At 65.6% G+C, this 19,445-nt stretch carries 20 protein-coding genes; 5 read left to right on the top strand and 15 right to left on the bottom strand.

Annotated elements, in window-relative coordinates; translation table 11 throughout:
* Positions 1-97: 97 nt before the first annotated feature.
* The gene (locus BGI01S_RS22500) at positions 98-1,009 is read left to right on the top strand and encodes a LysR family transcriptional regulator (RefSeq protein WP_042328242.1); all 912 of its coding nucleotides are present in this window, start codon (positions 98-100) and stop codon (positions 1,007-1,009) included.
* A 23-nt stretch (positions 1,010-1,032) separates the two neighbouring features.
* Here the strand turns inward: BGI01S_RS22500 and BGI01S_RS22505 are convergent, their stop codons facing one another.
* On the bottom strand, positions 1,033-1,392 hold the full coding sequence (locus BGI01S_RS22505; protein ID WP_042328243.1) for a response regulator: 360 nt from the start codon (positions 1,390-1,392) through the stop codon (positions 1,033-1,035).
* A 272-nt stretch (positions 1,393-1,664) separates the two neighbouring features.
* Between BGI01S_RS22505 and BGI01S_RS22510 the strand changes: the two genes are divergently transcribed.
* Positions 1,665-2,882, top strand: a complete 1,218-nt coding sequence (locus BGI01S_RS22510; protein WP_042328244.1) for a sensor histidine kinase — start codon at positions 1,665-1,667, stop codon at positions 2,880-2,882.
* A 113-nt stretch (positions 2,883-2,995) separates the two neighbouring features.
* Positions 2,996-3,484, top strand: coding sequence for a GNAT family N-acetyltransferase (locus BGI01S_RS22515; protein WP_042328313.1), 489 nt, complete (start codon positions 2,996-2,998; stop codon positions 3,482-3,484).
* Here BGI01S_RS22515 and BGI01S_RS22520 read toward each other — a convergent pair.
* From BGI01S_RS22520 to BGI01S_RS22530, 3 genes are all read right to left on the bottom strand, one after another.
* Positions 3,481-3,720 carry a hypothetical protein gene (locus BGI01S_RS22520; RefSeq protein WP_157004252.1) on the bottom strand — a complete coding sequence of 80 codons (240 nt, stop codon included), beginning with the start codon at positions 3,718-3,720 and terminating at the stop codon, positions 3,481-3,483. The genes BGI01S_RS22515 and BGI01S_RS22520 overlap by 4 nt on opposite strands.
* A gap of 164 nt (positions 3,721-3,884) precedes the next feature.
* Positions 3,885-4,901, bottom strand: a complete 1,017-nt coding sequence (locus BGI01S_RS22525) for a hypothetical protein (protein WP_042328245.1) — start codon at positions 4,899-4,901, stop codon at positions 3,885-3,887.
* A gap of 262 nt (positions 4,902-5,163) precedes the next feature.
* The gene (locus BGI01S_RS22530; RefSeq protein WP_084585467.1) at positions 5,164-5,535 is read right to left on the bottom strand and encodes a lysozyme inhibitor LprI family protein; all 372 of its coding nucleotides are present in this window, start codon (positions 5,533-5,535) and stop codon (positions 5,164-5,166) included.
* Between the two features lie 320 nt (positions 5,536-5,855).
* Between BGI01S_RS22530 and BGI01S_RS22535 the strand changes: the two genes are divergently transcribed.
* On the top strand, positions 5,856-6,248 hold the full coding sequence (locus tag BGI01S_RS22535) for a DUF2917 domain-containing protein (protein ID WP_042328246.1): 393 nt from the start codon (positions 5,856-5,858) through the stop codon (positions 6,246-6,248).
* Between the two features lie 102 nt (positions 6,249-6,350).
* Here BGI01S_RS22535 and BGI01S_RS22540 read toward each other — a convergent pair whose 3' ends face one another.
* The 9 genes from BGI01S_RS22540 to BGI01S_RS22580 all read right to left on the bottom strand — a co-directional run bounded on the left by BGI01S_RS22540 (position 6,351) and on the right by BGI01S_RS22580 (position 15,712).
* The gene (locus tag BGI01S_RS22540; RefSeq protein ID WP_042328247.1) at positions 6,351-6,929 is read right to left on the bottom strand and encodes a hypothetical protein; all 579 of its coding nucleotides are present in this window, start codon (positions 6,927-6,929) and stop codon (positions 6,351-6,353) included.
* A gap of 202 nt (positions 6,930-7,131) precedes the next feature.
* Positions 7,132-8,334 carry a 3-oxoadipyl-CoA thiolase gene (gene pcaF / locus BGI01S_RS22545; protein WP_042328248.1) on the bottom strand — a complete coding sequence of 401 codons (1,203 nt, stop codon included), beginning with the start codon at positions 8,332-8,334 and terminating at the stop codon, positions 7,132-7,134.
* Between the two features lie 407 nt (positions 8,335-8,741).
* Entirely contained in the window at positions 8,742-9,722 is a 981-nt protein-coding gene (denD, locus tag BGI01S_RS22550; RefSeq protein ID WP_042328249.1) for a D-erythronate dehydrogenase, read from the bottom strand.
* A gap of 27 nt (positions 9,723-9,749) precedes the next feature.
* Positions 9,750-10,538, bottom strand: a complete 789-nt coding sequence (otnI, locus tag BGI01S_RS22555) for a 2-oxo-tetronate isomerase (protein ID WP_042328251.1) — start codon at positions 10,536-10,538, stop codon at positions 9,750-9,752.
* A gap of 78 nt (positions 10,539-10,616) precedes the next feature.
* Positions 10,617-11,951, bottom strand: a complete 1,335-nt coding sequence (locus tag BGI01S_RS22560; protein WP_042328252.1) for an MFS transporter — start codon at positions 11,949-11,951, stop codon at positions 10,617-10,619.
* An 84-nt stretch (positions 11,952-12,035) separates the two neighbouring features.
* Entirely contained in the window at positions 12,036-12,698 is a 663-nt protein-coding gene (gene otnC, locus BGI01S_RS22565) for a 3-oxo-tetronate 4-phosphate decarboxylase (protein WP_042328253.1), read from the bottom strand.
* Entirely contained in the window at positions 12,695-14,017 is a 1,323-nt protein-coding gene (gene otnK, locus BGI01S_RS22570) for a 3-oxo-tetronate kinase (protein ID WP_042328254.1), read from the bottom strand. The genes otnC and otnK overlap by 4 nt, the downstream gene beginning before the upstream one ends.
* A 15-nt stretch (positions 14,018-14,032) precedes the next feature.
* Complete coding sequence (gene ltnD / locus BGI01S_RS22575; protein ID WP_042328255.1) at positions 14,033-14,923, bottom strand: L-threonate dehydrogenase; 891 nt, start codon at positions 14,921-14,923, stop codon at positions 14,033-14,035.
* A gap of 84 nt (positions 14,924-15,007) precedes the next feature.
* The gene (locus BGI01S_RS22580; RefSeq protein WP_042328256.1) at positions 15,008-15,712 is read right to left on the bottom strand and encodes a FadR/GntR family transcriptional regulator; all 705 of its coding nucleotides are present in this window, start codon (positions 15,710-15,712) and stop codon (positions 15,008-15,010) included.
* Positions 15,713-15,919: 207 nt separating this feature from the next.
* On the opposite strand from BGI01S_RS22580, the gene BGI01S_RS22585 reads away from it, so the two are divergent.
* On the top strand, positions 15,920-16,744 hold the full coding sequence (locus BGI01S_RS22585) for an IclR family transcriptional regulator (protein ID WP_042328257.1): 825 nt from the start codon (positions 15,920-15,922) through the stop codon (positions 16,742-16,744).
* A 65-nt stretch (positions 16,745-16,809) separates the two neighbouring features.
* Here the strand turns inward: BGI01S_RS22585 and BGI01S_RS22590 are convergent, their stop codons facing one another.
* Positions 16,810-18,120 carry an MFS transporter gene (locus BGI01S_RS22590; RefSeq protein WP_042328258.1) on the bottom strand — a complete coding sequence of 437 codons (1,311 nt, stop codon included), beginning with the start codon at positions 18,118-18,120 and terminating at the stop codon, positions 16,810-16,812.
* A gap of 48 nt (positions 18,121-18,168) precedes the next feature.
* The gene (locus BGI01S_RS22595; protein ID WP_042328259.1) at positions 18,169-19,359 is read right to left on the bottom strand and encodes a M20 aminoacylase family protein; all 1,191 of its coding nucleotides are present in this window, start codon (positions 19,357-19,359) and stop codon (positions 18,169-18,171) included.
* Positions 19,360-19,445: the final 86 nt, after the last annotated feature.

Consider the following 19,445-nt stretch of genomic DNA (forward strand, 5'->3'; position numbering starts at 1 on the left):
TCCTTGATGAGTGGATAAGCGGCAGTATCGCCGGGATTGCGTTGTTGAATAAACGGGTCTAACGTGTACGGGTTGTTTAAAAATGTGAACAGTCGCCATGGAATTGAACGACCTGGCCGCCTTCGTTTCCGTCGCCCGCGCCGGCGGCTTTCGCGACGCGGCGCGCAGCGGCGGCGTGTCCGCCTCGAGCCTGAGCATCGCCGTGCGACGGCTGGAAACCAGACTCGGTTTGCGTCTTCTGAACCGCACCACGCGCAGCGTCGCGCCGACCGAGGCCGGGCAGCGCCTGATCGAAAAGCTGACGCCGCTATTCGGCGAAATGGAAGCGGCGCTCGACGTGCTCAACGGCTTCCGGGACAAGCCGAGCGGCACGCTCAAACTGAACGTGCCGTCGAGCGCGGCGCGCATCGTCTTGCCGGACGTCATCGCATCGTTCCTGAAGCTGTACCCGGACATTCGCGTCGAAGTGGTGGTCGAGGACGGCTTCGTCGACGTGTTGTCGATCGGCTGCGACGCGGGCATCCGCTACGACGAGCGTCTCGAACAGGACATGATCGCGATTCCGATCGGACCGCGCACGCAGCGCTTCGCGACCGCCGCAGCGCCGGCTTATCTCGACGCTCGTGGACGCCCCGACCATCCGCGCGAACTGCTCGCGCACGCTTGCCTGCGCGGCCAATTCGCCGGCGGCGCGACGCCCACCTGGTACTTCGAACGCGACGGCGAAGTGCTGCAGTTGAATCCGTCGGGGCCGCTGCTCGTGCGGCCCGGCGCCGCGATCGATCTCGCGGTGAGTTGCGCGGTGGCCGGCGTCGGCGTCATCCATCTGTTCGAGGACATGCTGCGCCCGCATCTGGACAGCGGCGCGTTGGAGCCGATTCTGGAACCGTGGTGGCAGCGCTTTTCGGGGCCCTTTCTCTACTATCCCGGACGCCGTCATTTGCCTGCACCGTTACGCGCCTTCGTCGATTTTCTGAAAGCGGGTCAGGCGGACGACTCGTTGGCTTGAACCGCCTGCGCTCAGTGCAACACTCAGTGCGCGTGCTTGCACATTTGCGCCACCATCGCCAGAAACTTGTCCGCGCCCACGGGCTTGCGCACACAGACGTTCCAGTTCTTCCCGACGGCGTCGAGCGGCGGGACCGCGGTATGAACCAGGATCGGCACGTGAGCGAAGCGCGGCATCGCTCGCAGACGGCGGCACAATTCGGCGCCGTCCATGATCGGCATCATCCAGTCGGTGATAATCAGGTCAGGAACATACGACGCCGCGCGCGCTATAGCTTCGGCGCCGTTGCTCGCGCAACCGACCTCATAACCTTCGCGTTCTAGAATCAGGCGCCAAGCCGCCAGAATTTCCGGCTCGTCGTCCACCAGGAGAATTGAGTGCATCTGGGTTCGCCGGTTAATTATCTTGCCGTTTTCCTACGGCGCCGCAACAAGTGTTCCACCAAGGGCAAATGCGGCGATAATCGAACCTGCTCATCGGCCGACGCGGCGCGTTTCGAACCCACCCAGGCGCATCGCCCCACCCGTCAGCCGTCCAAAACATTCCAGCGGGCAGCAGGTTTATCGAAAAAGCGCGGACACGGGTCCACCGATCTGCGTGGCCGTTGTGCTTCAAGCCTCTGCGCGTTGTAGAAACTTCTTCCCACGTCCCAATCATGACCGATACCCGCGTGAGCCCGCTGCGCAAATTTGCCGACTACGTCCGGGCGGAACGACTCCAGCTCACCGAGCAATGGATGAACGCCGTGGCGAGCGACGTCGATCTCGTCGAAGCCGACAAGCTCACTTATCAGCAACTCGCCGACCACCTGCCGGAGATTCTCGAAGAACTTTGCGCGGCGCTCGACAGCGAAGATCTGGAGCGCGTCGAAACGTCGATCGAACGCAACGCGAGAAAACATGGCAACGTGCGCTGGCGCCAGGGCTACCGGATCGAGGAACTGGTGCGCGAACTCGATCTCTTTCACCAGGTGCTCGACGAAGCGCTCGAAGCGTTCGCGGAGCAGGACAATGCGCTCACACGCCGTCACGAAGGCCGCGCGCGGAGGCTGATCGCCGAGGCGTTCAGCATGGTGGCGTACACGTCGATCAGGGAAGTGGTCAGCGAACGGGACCGCAAGATCGACGAGTACACCGGCCAGCTCGAACGCGCGAACCACGAACTGATTCTGAAGCAGCGGCTGGTGGGCGACCTCTACGAATCGCGGATGCAGATCACGCGCAGCGTGGTGCACGACCTGCGCAATTTCCTGAACGCGTTTTCCATCGCGCTGCAACTGATCGCGCGCGCGCCGTCGAAAGCCGATATGGCGTTGACGCTGGCCAATCGCCAGGCCGCCGACATGAAGCTGCTCGTCGACCAGATGGTCGAGTATGCGGTCGTGCTCGGCGACGCCGCGCCGCTCACCCTCGAACAGGTGGACGCGCGCGAGCTTTACGACGAACTCGTCGCGTCGTCGCGTCCGCTGGTCGAGGGCAAGGGGCTCACGTTGCACGCGTCGTGCGATCCGGCGTTGCACGCGGTCACGTCCAATCGTCTCAAGCTGAAGCAGATCGCGGTCAATCTGCTGTCCAACGCGACCAAGTACACGAAGTCCGGACAGGTCGAACTGCAGTTCGCGATGGTCGGCGCGCAACACTGGACGATTCGCGTGTCGGACACCGGCGTGGGGATCGCGGCATCGGACGCGGAGCGCGTGTTCGACGAATTCGAGCGCGCCGCCGGCGAGGAGATTCCCGGCACGGGCCTCGGTCTCGCAATCGTCAGGGAGCTGTGCCGCGCGTTGAATGGGCACATCGAGTTCGTGTCGCGCGAGGGCGTCGGGACCACGTTCAAGATCCGCTTTCCCGTCGTGCTCGACGCAACGCAATGACACTTGCGCGGCGGCGTGGCAAGCGCGGGTTCCGTTAAACTGCTCGACGTCGACACGACTCAACACGCGCAGCACGCATGCGCCGCCTCGAAACAGTCAACGAAGACGCGCGAATGATCCACATCCACACCGCCCGCTTCCCGGAACAGCTCGAAGCCGTCCGGACCATCTTTCGCGAGTACGCGGAGAGCCTCGGCATCGATCTCTGCTTTCAGGATTTCGACTCCGAACTCGCCGGGCTGCCCGGCAAATTCGCGGCGCCGCGCGGCCGCGTGTTGCTCGCTTATCATGATGCGCAGATCATCGGCTGCGTCGCCGTGCGGCCGCTCGACGACACCACCTGTGAGATGAAACGGCTCTATGTGCGACCCGCAGGCCGCGGCTTGCAGGCCGGCAAGCAATTGGCCACGCAGATTTGCGCGGCGGCGCGGGACTCGGGTTATCGCCGCATCCGTCTCGACACGCTGCCGACCATGCATGCCGCGCTGGGACTGTATGCGTCGCTCGGCTTCGAGCCGATTCCACCGTACGTCTTTAATCCGATCGACGGCGCGCTCTTTCTCGAGTGCGATCTGACTCGCCGGCAGGATCAGCCGGCTTAGTCGCGCGGCGCGGCTTCGCTGCGGGTTGTCGGCGGGCATCCGCTCAGCGCGCCGCCGCGCCCGCTCAATCCGCGCACGACGATCTCGGATGATTTGCCGTCACGCCGCGCCAGTTCGGCAAGGTCGAGCAACGCGGCGTAGCGAGCCGAGCATTGTCGCGATGCCTCGTTCGCGGGATCCGCACGATCCGCACGCGGACTATGAGCGTAGGTGACGAGCCCGCCGGCCGCCGCCATCAGACCCGCGATCAAACCCGCCGCCAGCATGTTTCTGCAAACCGCGCATGTCGATAACGTTTCGGCACGCGCGCGGCGCGTCCTACTGCTGCCCCGTTCGACGACCGCGTCGCGACGGAATCGCCTCGACGTCACGCAGGTCTTGACTCGCATCGCCGCGCCCCTCACGCCCAATGCGCCGGCACCCACATACGCCCGACCCAGTGGCCCGGCACCCACACGACCGGACGCGGCGCCGGCGCGACATACACGACACGCGGCGCGGCATAGACGGCCGGCGGCGGGGGCGGCGGTGCGTACACGACCGGCGGCGGCGGAACATAAGCGACGGGCGGCGTCACCACGACCGGTTTCGGCGCAACATACACGACCGGCGGCGGAGGCGGCGGTGCGTACACCACAGGCTTCGGCGCCACTACGACCGTCGTACCGCCGGTGGCAACGACGCCGCCCGTGACCACCGTGCCGCTCGTCGTCACCGTATTGCTGTGCGTGCCGGTGACGCTCGTCGAAGTCGTCACGACGCCCGGCGCGACACGCGTCGCCGTGCCCGCGTGATTGACGGTGCCGCCGTCCCAGCCCGTCGCCGTGCCCGAGCGCGAGCAGGTCGAGCCGGCGCAGCTGGTCGATGCCGAATGATCGACCGTGTTGCCATTCGAGCCCGTGATCGACCCCGACGACGAGTACTGACCCGGCGCGGTCTTCGTCACGTCGCCGGACGTGGTGGCCGTTTTGCCGTCGGGACCGGTCAGCGTGCCGGTGTGCGAGCAGGTGCCGCCGGCGCAACTGGTGTCGCCGGCATGCTGGACGGCGTTGCCGTAGCGCCCTGTCGCCGTGCCCGAATTCAAGAACTGGCCCGGCGCATTGCGCGTGACGGTGCCGGTGTTGCTGGCGAAGCCGCCGTACGGGCCGGCGACGCCGCCCGCATGCGAACAGCTGCTGCCGCCGCACGAGCCGTAGCGCGCGCCGTTGTAGGTGCCACGCGACGTGTACGCCGTGCCGTGCTGCGACCACGCGAACGCCGACGCGCTGCCGAGCGCGAGCACGGCCGCCGTTGCGCCGAGTACGAGCTTGCGCAACGCGCCGCGTGTGGATGAAGCCGATGTCGACGATGATGCAACGCGAGCGGCAGGAGCGGCAGGAGCGGCACTGAGCGGGACGATGATCGAACGATTTTTCACGGTAGGTCCTTGCTGGGTTCGGGCCACTTGCATCACTGCGACTGGGTCACTGCTGCGTGGCGACAAACGGACTATAGAAGGACCTGCCGGGCAAATCAGCCACGCAGTTATGTCACCTTGTTTCACCGTGGCGGAGGGCCGCCGGACAAGGGTTTGCGGGCGTTTTGCGGGAGCCATGACATATCCCGACATAGATTGTTGCGGGACGGTTCGGCGGCCGACGCTCGACGCTCAACGAGTGACGAGAACCGAGCGACGTAACTCAGAACGGCCCGCGGCTCGCGAGATGCGCGTACTCGTCTTTCAGCGTGCCGATGCGACTCCGATACGCCGCAAGCAGACACGCGTGATCGCGCCCGCATGCCTGGCGCGACTTCAGCCACGTCTCTTGCGCGTCCTGCATGTTGCCGCGCGTGCCCATCGCGACGAGGCCGGTCAACATCTGATAGCGGACCGACATCTCGACATCCAGCTCGCTCAGTTGCCGCGAAGCGCAGATCGCTTTCTCATCCGGCAGGCGCGCGCGATTGCAATCGAAGCCCGCGGCGCAAGCCGAACCGGCAGCGAGCGTCGCGATGATGAGCAGCACTGAAGGCAAGTATCGTCCGATGCGGTGATCGCGATTTCTCTTCATCGTCGTTCCGGATTGAATGGATGGAAACGACTCTGCCTGCATGGACTCGCGCGTGTCAATCAGCATGGTGCGCGCACAGAGCAGCACATTTTTATTGACAAGCCTCGCGACAAAACGGCACACTCGATTCCATGTCGACGCACACCTCCATCGCCATTGCGATTAATCACCCAATGCGAGCCATCACTGGCTGGCCATTGGGAGCGTGTGTGCGCTAGTAGTCTGAATCTGCCAACAAGACCCCCAAGGCCCCGCCGGTAACGGAAGGGGCCTTTTGTTTTGTGGCGCCTCCGTCGACCGGCTCGATGACGGAGAGCAAGATGGATCAGGCAAGCCCGCAGTGCATGGATGACGATTCGAGTCTGGCTGCATGCCAGCATCAACCTCGGCAGGACGAGCGTCTGACGAAGGTGGTGGTGCATTTTTCCGTGATGCCAGGCGCGACGCTGAGCTGGCGCGTCAACGCCGACAGTACGCTCGCGGTGCACGGCGCGCGCGTCTGGCTCACGCGTGTTAGTTCACCTTATGATTACTGGCTCACACCCGGCGACGAATTCCGGCTGCAACGCGGCGAGCGCGTGTGGCTCAGCACGGACGGCGACCATGACGCGCGCGTGTCGTTGAGCAGCGTGCTACCCGCCGGACGTGGCGTGATCGGACGCTGGCTGGGATGGCTCGCAGGATTGAACGTCGGCGCGCCGGCGTCGCGTTAGTCGAGCGGCGTGAAGGCAGGCGAAGCGATCGTGCGAATCTCTTCGGTCAGCCGGGAGCGCGTCGGCCTTGTCGCGGTCGTCAGCACGCCGCGCGCAACACGCTCACTGCCCCACCGGCGTGATCTGCACAGCCGCGGCCGATACGAAGACCGCATGAATCGTATCGCCCGGCTTGACGCTCTTCAGATCGACGTCGGGACCGGCTTCGAACGTCTGCTCCTGGTAGGCGCCGTGCAACGTGACGAGCCGCTTCTTGCGATCGATCTTCTCGACGGTGGCGATCACTTCGGTCTGACGCGCCGAGTCGAAACCGCCCGAGGCCGGCGTGTAGGTCTCCTTGTCGACGCGTTTGCGAATCCCTTTCTCTGCGCCGGCGACCTTCTCGAACTTCACGAGCAGCGCGTTCTTGTACAGCACGTCGACGCGGTCGCCCTCTTTCAGTTGATCGAAACCGTCCACCTGCTGGCCCACCAGCACGAGCACCTCGTTGCCGGCGGGCCCTTTCAGCGTGAGCGAGCGGCTGCCCGCATCGATGCCGACGATCTCCGCCTTCATGTGCACCGGCTCCACCGCGCCGATCACGCCGCGCGCGGCGCTCGCCATGTCGTCCTGCGCCCACGCAGGCTGAGCCGCGCCCAGTGCCGCGATCAGCAACGTGGCGCCCATCGTCATCGCCTTCATATGCGCTCCTCCAGAGAATGCCGACATCTTGGGGACCACGCGATTCACACGATATCGCGCGAACGATTCTACTTGCCGCGCAGCAAGCGGCGAGCCCGCACCGGCGGCGCAAAAAAAAGCCCCAGCGCACGAGCGCCGGGGCTGTTTTTTGACAATGCCTTGCGAAGCGGAGCCGCGGCTATCACCGCGCCCCGCTAAACCGTCACACGCGCTCGATAGCGATCGCGATGCCCTGGCCGACGCCGATACACATCGTGCACAGCGCAAAGCGGCCTTGCGTGCGATGCAGTTGATACATCGCGGTCGTCACCAGACGCGCGCCGCTCATGCCGAGCGGATGACCGAGCGCAATCGCGCCGCCGTTCGGATTCACGCGAGCGTCGTCGTCAGCGACGCCGAGCGCGCGCAGCACCGCGAGACCTTGCGAAGCGAACGCCTCGTTCAGCTCGATCACGTCGAACTGGTCGATGGTCATGTTCAGACGCGCCAGCAGCTTTTGCGTGGCGGGCGCCGGGCCGATGCCCATCACGCGCGGCGCGACGCCGGCCGTGGCGATGCCCAGCACGCGAGCCCGCGGCGTGAGGCCGTAGCGCTTCGCCGTTTCTTCGTTGGCGAGCAGCAGAGCGGCCGCGCCGTCGTTCACGCCCGACGCGTTGCCCGCCGTGACCGTGCCGTCCGGACGCACCACGCCCTTGAGCTTGGCGAGCGTTTCAAGGCTGGTTTCACGCGGATGCTCGTCCTGCGACACCGTGATCGGATCGCCCTTCTTCTGCGCGATCGTCACGCCGACGATTTCCTGCGCGAACGTGCCGTCGCGTTGCGCGCGAGCGGCCTTCTGCTGGCTGCGCAACGCGAACGCGTCCTGATCGGCGCGGTTGATGTTGTAGTCGGTCGCGACGTTCTCGGCGGTCTCCGGCATCGAATCGACGCCGTATAGCTTCTTCATCAGCGGGTTGACGAAGCGCCAGCCGATCGTCGTGTCGTAGATCTCGGCCTGGCGCGAGAACGGGCTGCTTGCCTTGGGCATCACGAACGGCGCGCGGCTCATGCTTTCGACGCCGCCCGCCACCATCAGCGCGGCCTCGCCTGACTTGATCGCGCGCGCGGCGATGCCGACCGCGTCCATGCCCGAGCCGCACAGGCGGTTCACCGTCGAGCCCGGCACGCCTTGTGGCAGGCCCGCGAGCAGCAGCGACATGCGCGCGACGTTGCGGTTGTCGTCACCGGCCTGGTTCGCGCAGCCGTAGATCACGTCGTCGATCGCGTTCCAGTCGACGTCCTTGTTGCGCTCCATCAGCGCCTTGAGCGGCACCGCGCCCAGATCGTCGGCGCGCACCGACGACAGCGAACCCGCATAGCGGCCAATGGGGGTGCGAATCGCGTCGCACAGGAATGCTTCGGTCATGTGATGTCTCCAGTTGATGTGCTGCGTGCGCCACGCCGTGCCCGGCAGGCGGCACCGGCGTGAGCGGGATGCGTCGAAGCATCGGCCCGGCAAATCCGGCGAACGCATGGGAAGCGGCGGCACGGCAGCCGTCACGTCAAGGCAGCTTAGCGCAGGATGGTGAACGACGGTCTCGAATTTGCCATTTGTTCTTTATACGAACACAAGGTCATATATCGAACAACCAGACTCGATGATAGGCGCGTGCGCGAAACCATGTCAAGCGCGGCCAGGCCCGCACCAGGGAATACGTGCAGGCCGCTGCGGGAGTGGCGAGGATCAGAAGAAGGCGGGCCCGGGCCGCCGAACGCGCTGTCGCGGAGTCGGCCCGGGTGTTTTGAAGCGTTGCAGCGAAGTGAAGCCGGCTCTTAGCGGGCCTGGATCTGCTCATCCGCGATGTACGCGCGGATCACGTCCGCGAAGCTGCGGTCGCCGCTCAAACCCAGCCCTTCGGCGCGCGATGTGTCCCACTGCCCCGGCCAGCTGCCGACGATCTTCTCCACACGCGCATCCGGCTCACGCACGATCCGATTCGCGACCTCATCGCCCGCGACTTCGCGCAGCGCGGCGATCATCTCGTCGACGCTCACCGAAATCCCCGGCAGGTTCAGCACGCGCTGGATGCCGAGCGCGCTCGCGTCGATCTCCAGCCCGGCGATCAGGCTCTCGATTGCCTTGCGCGGCGACAACAGCCACAGCCGCGTCGAGCCCGCGACCGGGCATACCGCCGCTTCACCGTTCAGCGGCTCGCGGATGATGCCGCTCGCGAACGACGACGCCGCCGCATTCGGCCGCCCCGGACGCACGCTGATGGTCGGCAGCCGCAACACGCGGCCGTCGACGAAACCGCGCCGCGCGTAATCGTTGAGCAGCAGTTCCGCAATCGCCTTCTGCGCGCCGTACGACGACTGCGGATTCAACGCGGTGTCGTTCTGCACGACGTCCGGCAGGTCGCCGCCATAGACCGCGACCGAGCTCGTGAACACCACGCGCGGCCGATGCCCGCGCTGCCGGCACACTTCGAGCAGCAGACGCGACGCATCCAGATTGATGCGCATGCCGAGATCGAAATCCGCTTCGGCCTGGCCGCTGACGATCGCGGCGAGATGGAAGATCGCCGCGGTCTTGTCGTCGATCGCGCGTTCCAGCACGCTGCGCTCCGCGATGTCGCCTACCTCCGTTCGGACACGCGCGTCGCCGAAATCGCCCGCACGCACGACGTCGAGCAGCACCAGTTCGGTAATCGCTTGCGACGCGCCGTTCTGGTCTTTCAGCGAGCCGCGCGACAGCAGTTCACGTGCGAGTCGCTGGCCGAGAAAACCCGCGCCGCCGGTAATCAGTACTTTCATGATGGGTCGTCTTTGGTTGGATGAAGGTTAGCGGGCGGCGGGCAGATACGGCTTCAACCAGCCGAGGCCTGCGGACGTGCCTGCACGCGGCCGGTATTCGCAGCCGATGTAGCCGTCGTAGCCGAGCGAGTCGATCAGCTCCAGCAGATACGGGTAGTTCAATTCGCCGAGGTCGGGCTCGTGCCGCTCGGGCACGCCCGCGATCTGAATGTGGCCGATGCCGGCCATATCGCGTTTGAGCTTCACGGCCAGATCGCCTTCGACGATTTGACAGTGGTAGCAGTCGAACTGCACCTTCAGATTCGGCGCGCCGACTTCCGCGCAAATCGCTTGCGCGTCGTCCTGACGGTTCAGGAAAAAGCCTGGCATGTCGCGCGTATTGATCGGCTCGATCACGACCATGATGTCGTCAGCTCGCGCGGCCTGCGCCGCATACGCGAGATTTTTCAGGTACACGTCCCGATGCTGCGCGCGCGGCTGATCCGCGCCGATCAGGCCGGCCATCACATGCACCTTGCGATTGCCGAGCACGCGTGCGTACTCGAGCGCGGTGTCGAAGCCGCGACGGAATTCGTCTTCACGGCCCGGCAGCGACGCGATGCCGCGTTCGCCCGCGGCCCAGTCGCCGGGCGGCGCATTGAAAAGCGCTTGCGTCAGACCGTTCGCGTCGAGCCGCGCCTTGAGTTCGCCGGCGCGGAAATCATATGGAAACAGATATTCGACCGCTTCGAAGCCATCTTTCGCGGCGGCCGCGAAACGGTCGAGGAAAGCGTGCTCGTTGTACATCATCGTCAGGTTGGCGGCAAAACGAGGCATGGCGGCAACTCCTTGAAAACAGTGTGATACGTCGCGCGGCGCAGGCGATCGATGCGTGCACCGCGCGCCAGATGTCGATTAGCGGTTGACCAGCTTCGCCGGCGTGAGCCACGTGGCGACGGCGCCGATCACCAGCATGCCGGCCAGCACATACATGCCGGTCTGCGTGCTGTGCGTCAGGTCCTTCAGATAGCCGATCATGTAAGGGCTCGCGAAGCCCGCGAGATTGCCGATCGAATTGATGATCGCGATGCCGGCCGCCGCACTCGCGCCCGACATGAACGCGGTCGGCAGCGACCAGAACAGCGGCGCGCAGGTCAGCACACCGGCCGCGGCCAGCGACAGGAACGCGATCGACACCACCGTGTTGTCCGCGAACGAAGCCGCCACCGTGAAACCGATTGCGCCGAACAGCGCCGGCACGATCAGATGCCAGCGGCGCTCGCGACGCTTGTCGGCGCTATGCCCCATCAGGTTCATCACGACGATCGCGCACAGGAACGGAATCGCGCTCAGCAGACCAATATTGAACGCGCCGGTCACGCCTGTCGATTTGACGAGCGTCGGCATCCAGAACGTCAGGCCGTATTGGCCGGTGACGAACGCGAAGTAAATCAACGACATCCACCACGTGCGCGGATCGCGGAACACCGCGCCGAGCGAGTGCTTCTGCGTGCTTTCCTGCGGCTGCGCGGCGGCGATTTCATCGGTGAGCAGGCGCTTCTCGCGATCGTTCAACCACTTCGCGCTGGCGATGCCGTTGTCGAGATAGAGGATCGTCGCGATACCGATCACGACCGCCGGAACCGCTTCGATCAGGAACATCCATTGCCAGCCCGCGAAACCCGAGCTATTGTGGAACGCCTGCATGATCCAGCCGGACAGCGGGTTGCCGAAGATGCCCGACACGGGAATCGCCGACATGAACACCGCGATGATCTTCGCGCGCCGATGCGACGGAAACCAGTAGGTCAGATACAGGATCACGCCCGGATAAAAACCGGCTTCCGCGAGACCGAGCAGGAAACGCAGCAGATAGAACTGCATCGGCGTCTTCACGAACACGAACAGCGCGGACAGCAGACCCCACGTAATCATGATCCGCGCGATCCAGATCTTCGCGCCGATCCTGTGCATCAGAATGTTGCTCGGCAACTCGAACAGGAAGTAGCCGATGAAGAACACGCCCGCGCCGAGACCGAACACCGTTTCGCTGAACGCGAGATCCTGCGACATCTGCAGCTTCGCGAAGCCGACGTTCACGCGGTCCAGATAAGCGACCACATAGCACAGCATCAGAAATGGCACGATGCGCCAGAACACCTTCCTGTAGGTGCGCTCCACTTCGGCCGCGCCGGGCTGGTTCGCCTCAGCGGCGATGGGGCGGCTGCTTGCAGCCTGATACGAACTCATGCATGTTTCTCCTTCCAATTAATAGCCTGATGCGTCGCCGTGGACGGCGTGACGTTGTTGTCGTGCGGGTGCTTCGTGCCGCTGCTACCAGCGTGCGTTGAACACGGCGCGCAATTCTTCGAGCGCGGCTTCGTCGAGCGGCGCGGGTCGCGGATTGGTCATCAGCCACAGGCGCGCGGTCTCTTCGAGTTCTTCGAGCGCATACGAGGCCTGCGCAACCGAACGCTCCCACACCACCGGGCCGAGTCGTTCGAGCAACACGGCGCGAACCGAATCGGCGAGCGCCGCGATCTGCGCGGCCACTTGCGGATCGCCGGGACGGCGGTAGCGAATCAGCGGGACGTGGCCCACTTTCATCACGTAGTACGGCGTGAGCGGCGGCAGAACGTCCGCCTCGCTCCACACGCCCGCGAGCGTCAGCGCGACGAGATGCGTCGAATGCGTATGGACGACGCCGCGCGCTTCGTGGTTGCGCGCATAGATGCCGCGATGCAGCGCCAGTGTCTTCGACGGCTTGCCGCCCGACACCGCGTTACCGTCGAAATCGACCTTCGCGATATCGGCGGGATCGAGCCGGCCGAGGCACGCATCGGTCGGCGTGATCAGCCAGCCGTCGTCGAGCCGCGCGCTGATATTGCCGGCGGTGCCCACCGTATAGCCCCGTTGATAGAGGCTCGCGCCGCTCACGCAGATTTCCTCGCGCACGCGGGCTTCGTTGCTCGTGTGGAGGGCGGGCGTGCCGGTCATTGCGCGGCTCCGTCGAGACTGTCGAGTTGGCGCAGCGCCTTCTCGAAGAAATCGGTCGTGCCGAAGTTGCCGGATTTGAGCGCAAGCGCGAGCGGCTCGGCGCCGGTCGTCGCTGTGGCCGGCACGCCGGGATCGATCTGCGCGCCGATGCGCAACGTGTGCACGTCGAGTGCCTGCACGACCGCGCCCGAGGTCTCGCCGCCCGCCACGACGAACTTGCGCACGCCGCGCTCGTGCAGGCCGCGCGCGATCGCCGCCAGCGTCGCTTCGACCAGATGCCCCGCTTCGTTGACGCCGAGTTCGCGCTGCACCGCCTTGACTTCGTCGGGCGTCGCGGTTGCGTAGATCAGCATCGGCTCGGCGCGCTCCAGATGCGTCTGCGCAAATGCGAGTGCCTGTTCGACGACGGCTTCGCCGCGCGCCACCGCCAGCGGATCGATACGGAACGCCGGCCGGCTCGCGCGCCATTCAGCGACCTGCGCGTTGGTCGCTTTCGACGCGCTGCCCGCCAGCACCGCCGACAAGCCTTCGACACGCGGCAGCTGCGCGGCGTCGGCCTGCTCCGCGAGCAGGCCCGCGCGCCGGAAGTTGGCCGGCAAGCCGAGCGCGACGCCCGAGCCGCCGGTGATCAGAGTGAGGTCCGCACACGCTTCGCCGAGCACGTGCAGATCGGCGTCGGACACCGCATCGGCAATCGCCATGCGCACGCCGTCGTTGCGTAGCGCGTCGAACGAAGCGCGCACGCTCGCCACGCCTTTGGCCACCGCGTCGTAACGCACGAGGCCCACTTTCGATTGCGTCTGTCGTTGCAGCACGCGCACGAGGTTCGCGTCGCGCATCGGCGTGAGCGGATGGTTTTCCATGCCCGACTCGTTGAGCAGCACGTCGCCGACGAACAGATGGCCGCGAAAGATTGTGCGGCCGTTCTCCGGAAACGCCGGGCAGGCAATCGTAAAGGCGCCGGCGTTAGCACCGTCGGCGCTCAGCGCGTCGAGCAACGCATCGGTTACCTGGCCGATGTTGCCCGCGTCGGTCGAATCGAACGTCGAGCAATACTTGAAGAAGAACTGGCGGCAGCCCTGCGCGCGCAGCCATTGCAGCGCGGCGAGCGATTGCGCGACCGCATCGGCGGCGGGAATGGTGCGCGACTTCAGCGCGACCACCAGCGCGTCGGCCTCGATCGTGTCGTTCGACTCCGGCACGCCGATCGTCTGCACCGTGCGCATGCCGCCGCGCACCAGCATGTTGGCGAGATCGGTCGCGCCGGTGAAGTCGTCGGCGATGCAGCCGAGCAGCGCGCGTTGAGTGGTAGCCGTCATGATTCGCTCTCCTGCTTACTTCGCCGCCGGCACGTCGATGCCGGGGAAAATCTTGATCACCGCGGAATCGTCCTCGCCGCCGTGGCCGGCCGTGGACGCCATCATGAACATCTGGTGCGCCGCCGCCGACAACGGCAGCGGGAATTTCGAGCGGCGCGCGGTATCGAGCACAAGCCCGAGATCCTTGACGAAAATATCGACCGCCGACAACGGCGTGTAATCGCCGTTGAGAATGTGCGGCACGCGGTTCTCGAACATCCACGAATTGCCCGCGCTGTGCGTGATCACCTCATACAGCGCGTCGGGATCGACGCCTTCGCGCAAACCGAGCGCCATCGCCTCGGCGGCCACCGCGATATGCACGCCGGCCAGCAACTGGTTGATGATCTTCACTTTCGATCCGGCGCCATGCGCCGAACCGAGGCGATACACCTTGCCGGCCATCGCCGCGAGCACGTCCTCGCACGCGGCATAGGCGGCAGCGGGCCCGGAGGTCATCATCGTCATCTCGCCGGACGCGGCGCGCGCCGCGCCGCCCGACACCGGCGCGTCGAGCATCTGCAAACCGGCTGCTTCGATCCGCTTGCCGAGGTCGATCGCGAAGTCCGGCGCGACCGTCGCGCTCGCGATCACCACGCCGCCCTTCTTCATGGCTGTCACCGCACCCTGTTCGCCGAACAGCACGGCTTCAGTTTGGGCGGCATTCACGACCAGCGTGACGACCAATTCACACTGCGCGCCAAGCTCGGCGGGCGTCGCGCAACCCACGCCGCCTTCGGCGACGAACGCCTGCAACACCTCGCTGCGCAGATCGCATGCGTGGACCCGAAAACCCGCGCGCAACAGCGAGCGCGCGACACCCAGGCCCATTGCACCAAGACCGATGACACCGACATTTCTGGACATGCTTGACCTCTACCAATTCGTTATGCGTGCGTGCCCGGCGACGCGGCGCGCCCCGGACCCATTCCGGCCCGCAGGCCGGCGAACTCAGCAAATACCCGCTTCGGCGAGCCGCCGGGCGGCGTTGTACATATGCGTGCGCGCCGCGTTGCGCGCCGCCATCGGATCGCCCGCGCGAATCGCGGCCGCGATGGCCGCGTGCTCTTCGCGCACCTGACGCGAGAAGTCCTCGCGCAACGCTTCGTTGCGGCGCGTCACGACCGTGCCGGCTTCCAGGTATTGATTGAGAAACGTGAGCGTCTTGAGGAAATACGGGTTGCCGGTGGCCGCCGCGATCGCGCGATGGAACGCGACGTCTTCGGCGACACCCTCCTCGCCTTCGGCCACCGCCTGCTCGATGCGGGCGAGCGCCGCGTCGATCGCCGCCATCTCGGCGTCACTGCGGCGCATCGCGGCTTCCGAGGCGACTTCGGCCTCGATCGCGCGACGCAGCGCGAGAATCTGCACCACCGAGCCGGGTTCGGCCGCTTCCGCGAAATCGATGCGCAGCGGCCGCACCGTGCCATGCGCCGCGACGAATACGCCACTGCCTTGGCGCGGCTCGACCACGCCCTCGTTCTTCAGCCGCGAGATCGCCTCGCGGATCACCGTGCGGCTCACGCCAAACTGCTGCGCCAGCACGGCCTCGGTCGGCAACTTGCCGCCGCGCTCGAACGTGCCTTTGTCGATCTGCTTCAGAAGCTGCTGGGCGACCGTGTCGCTCATCGCGCGAGCAGGAATCTTGTCGAACATCGAAGCCTCGATTGATCATGTTATCGGGTCATCATACAAATTTTGCATGCAGACTGCATCCGCGCAAACCCTGGTATTGCCGGTCAAATCCGCGTCGATTTGGCGAATCGCAAAGGCTTAAGCTATCGTCACGCCTTTGCGCAACCGCACGCCGCGTGAACCGTCGCGGCGCCGGCGCAGTTTCCTCGAACGCATCCTTCAAGGCCCATGAGCAAAGCCCTGCCGCCGTCTTCCGCCGTGCCCGCCAGCGCCGAACCGGCCCCGGACAAACCGGGCGACTCGTATGTGCAGTCGTTCGCGCGGGGCCTCGCGGTCATCCGCGCGTTCGACGCGACGCGCCCCGAACAGACGCTCACCGACGTCGCCGCCGCGACCGGCCTCACGCGCGCCGGCGCGCGCCGCATTCTGCTGACGCTGCAAACGCTCGGCTACGTGGAGGCCGAGGGGCGCCTGTTCCGTCTCACGCCGAAAATTCTCGACCTCGGCTTCGCGTATCTGACGTCGATGCCGTTCTGGAATCTCGCCGAGCCGGTGATGGAGAGCCTGTCGGCGCAAGTGCACGAGAGCTGCTCGGCGGCCGTGCTCGACCGCACCGAGATCGTCTACGTGCTGCGCGTGCCGACCCACAAGATCATGACGATCAACCTGTCGATCGGCAGCCGGCTGCCCGCGTATTGCACGTCGATGGGCCGCGTGCTGCTGTCCGCGCTCGACGACGAAGCGCTCGACGCGACGCTCGGCTCGACGCCGCTCTACGCGCACACGCCGCGTACGGTGACCGACAAGGAAGAGCTGAAGAGATTGATCGCGCAGGTGCGCCGCCAGGGATGGGCGATCGTCGATCAGGAACTGGAAGGCGGGTTGATCTCGCTGTCCGCGCCGATCCGCAATCGTCAGGGGCGCGTGATCGCGGCGATGAACATCAGCGGCAACGCGCAGCGCAATTCGGCGAAGCAGATGGTGAAGGCGTTTCTGGAGCCGTTGCAGCAGGCCGCGCAAACGGTGTCTGAGATGGTGGCGCGGCGGGGCTAGGGGTGGCCTTTTGGTGTGGCGGAGCGTGATGAAGGCGCGCGTTACTGGCGCGCGCCTCTCGTCGATCAATCAATCGCTTCGTTCGCCGTCTCCTTGAGCATCGACACCGCAATCAGCGACACCACCACGCACGCGGCCACATAACCGGCGGGCGCCAGCTTGCTGCCGGTCAGCCGGATCAGCCACGTCGCGACCAGCTGCGCGGTCCCGCCGAACAGGCACACGCTCACCGCGTACGCGATCGAAATGCCGGTGGCGCGCACGCGCCGCGGAAACGACTCGCACATCAACGCGAATTCCGACGCCGAGCCCATCGAATAGAACACCAGCATCAGCGCCGTCAGCGACATCACGACGGACAGTTGCGGGAAGCGGTTCATCAGCATGAAGGCCGGAAACAGCAGCACGACCAGCACGCCACGGCCGATGAGGATCGGCCGCTTGCGGCTGCCGATGCGGTCGGACACGAGGCCGAACAGCGGACACGTGATTAGCATCACGAAGCCCGACGCGACGCCGACCAGCATCGACAGCGACATCGGCAGGCCGAGCGTGTGGATCGCGTAGGTCGGCATGTAGAACGTGAGGATGTAGGTCGAGACCGTGCCGCCCATCACCGTCAGCGTGATCAGCACGAGCGGGCGCAGATGCGCGGTGAAGAGTTCGTGCAGCACGCCGCGCTCGATCGCGTGGCCGTGCGCGCTGGACGTGTCGTCGGCGAGACGGCGGCGCAGGTAGATGCCGACCGGCGCGATCAGCACGCCGAGCAGAAACGGCACGCGCCAGCCCCAGCTTTCCAGCGCTTCCTTCGACAACGCCGCCGACAGCGCGGCCGCAATCCCCGCGCCCATCAGCGCCGCGCCGCCTTGCGTCGCCAGTTGCCAGCTCGCGCGAAAACCGCGCCGCGTGCCACCGCCCTGTTCGAGCAGCGTCGACGTGGCCGCGCCGAACTCGCCGCCTTGCGAGAAGCCTTGCACGAGACGCGCGAACACGATCAGCAACGGCGCGGCGAGACCGATCCGCGCGTAGGTCGGCGTGAGCGCAATCAGACCGGTGCTCGCCGCCATCAGCATGATGGTCAGATTGAGCGCGGCCTTGCGGCCCTTGCGGTCCGCGTACACGCCGAGCAGCACGCTGCCGAGCGGCCGCGTGATGAAGCCCGCCGCGAACGTCGCGACGGAGAGCAACAACGACGTGGTCGGGTCCGTCGACGGAAAAAACAGCCTGCCGATAATCACCGCGAAAAAGCCGTACACGGTGAAGTCGAAGAATTCGAGCCAGTTGCCGATCACCGCCGCGGCGACCGCGCCGCGGCTGGAGATGCGGTTCTTGCCCGCGGCGTTGACAGTGCGCGCCGCCTCGGTGGTGGTGTTCATCGTGTGGTCTCTTTCGTCGTTATGTCAGCAGGTAGCGCCTGGTCAGGATCACTGCCCCAGGTATCGCTCCACCAGCCGCGTCCAGAATGCCGCGCCGACCGGCAGATTGCGATCGTTGAAATCGTAGTGCGGGTTGTGCACCATGCAGGCGTCCTCGCCCACGCCGTTGCCGATCCGCAGGAACGTGCCGGGCCGCTTTTGCAGCATGAACGCGAAGTCTTCGCTGCCCATCAGGATGTCGGTCTGCGCGACCACCTTGTCGTCGCCGACCAGTTCGCGCGCCACCTGCACCGCGAAATCCGTTTCGGCATCCGAATTAACCACCACCGGATAGCCTTCGATGTACTCGACCACCGCCTTGCCGCCATAGCTCGCGGCCTGGGTTTCGGCGAGCTCGGTAATGCGCTTCTTCAGCAGCGCGCGCACTTCGGGGCTGAACGAACGCACGCTCAGTTCCAGTTTCGCGCTGCTCGAAATCACGTTGTTCGCGGTGCCCGCGTGCATCGAGCCCACCGTCACCACCGCCGGCTGCGACGGGTCGACGTTGCGCGCGACGATCGTCTGCAACGCCATCACGATGCTCGCCGCGACCACGACCGGATCGACCGTCAGATGCGGACGCGCCGCGTGACCGCCGACACCTTCGATCGTGATGATCGCCTTGTCCCCCGCCGACATGAACGGGCCCTTGCGAAACAGCAGCACGCCCGGTTCCGCGCCCGGATGGTTGTGCACGCCGAACACGGCGTCGCACGGAAAGCGCTCGAACAGGCCGTCTTCGATCATCTTCAGCGCGCCGCTGTCGATCCCGCTTTCTTCCGCCGGCTGAAAGTACAAATGCACGGTGCCCGAAAAATTGCGCGTGGCCGCGAGGTGTTGCGCGGCGCCAAGCAGCATCGTCGTGTGACCGTCGTGGCCGCACGCGTGCATCTTGCCGTGCGTGCCGCTCGCATAGGGAAGACCGGTTTGCTCGATGATCGGCAGCGCGTCCATGTCCGCGCGAATACCGATGCTGCGCTTGCCGTCGCCCACCTTCAGCGTGCCGACCACGCCTGTCTGACCGACTGCGCGCGTGACCTGCCAACCCCATTGCTCAAGCTTCTCCGCGACCAGCGCGCTGGTTTGCAGTTCCTCGTAGGCCAGTTCGGGATGGTGATGGATGTGATGGCGAATCTCGCGCAGGCTCTGTGCGGCGGATTCCAGGTCGGACACTTCGGTAAAACGCGCGGCTTCTTTCATTTCGAGGGCTCCATGGGCTCACGCCGCGCAAACTCAGCAATACGTGGCAATACGCGGCAAACAGCCCGCCACTATAGCCACGCCGT

This window comes from Paraburkholderia ginsengisoli NBRC 100965, assembly GCF_000739735.1.
Taxonomy (GTDB): Bacteria; Pseudomonadota; Gammaproteobacteria; order Burkholderiales; family Burkholderiaceae; genus Paraburkholderia; species Paraburkholderia ginsengisoli.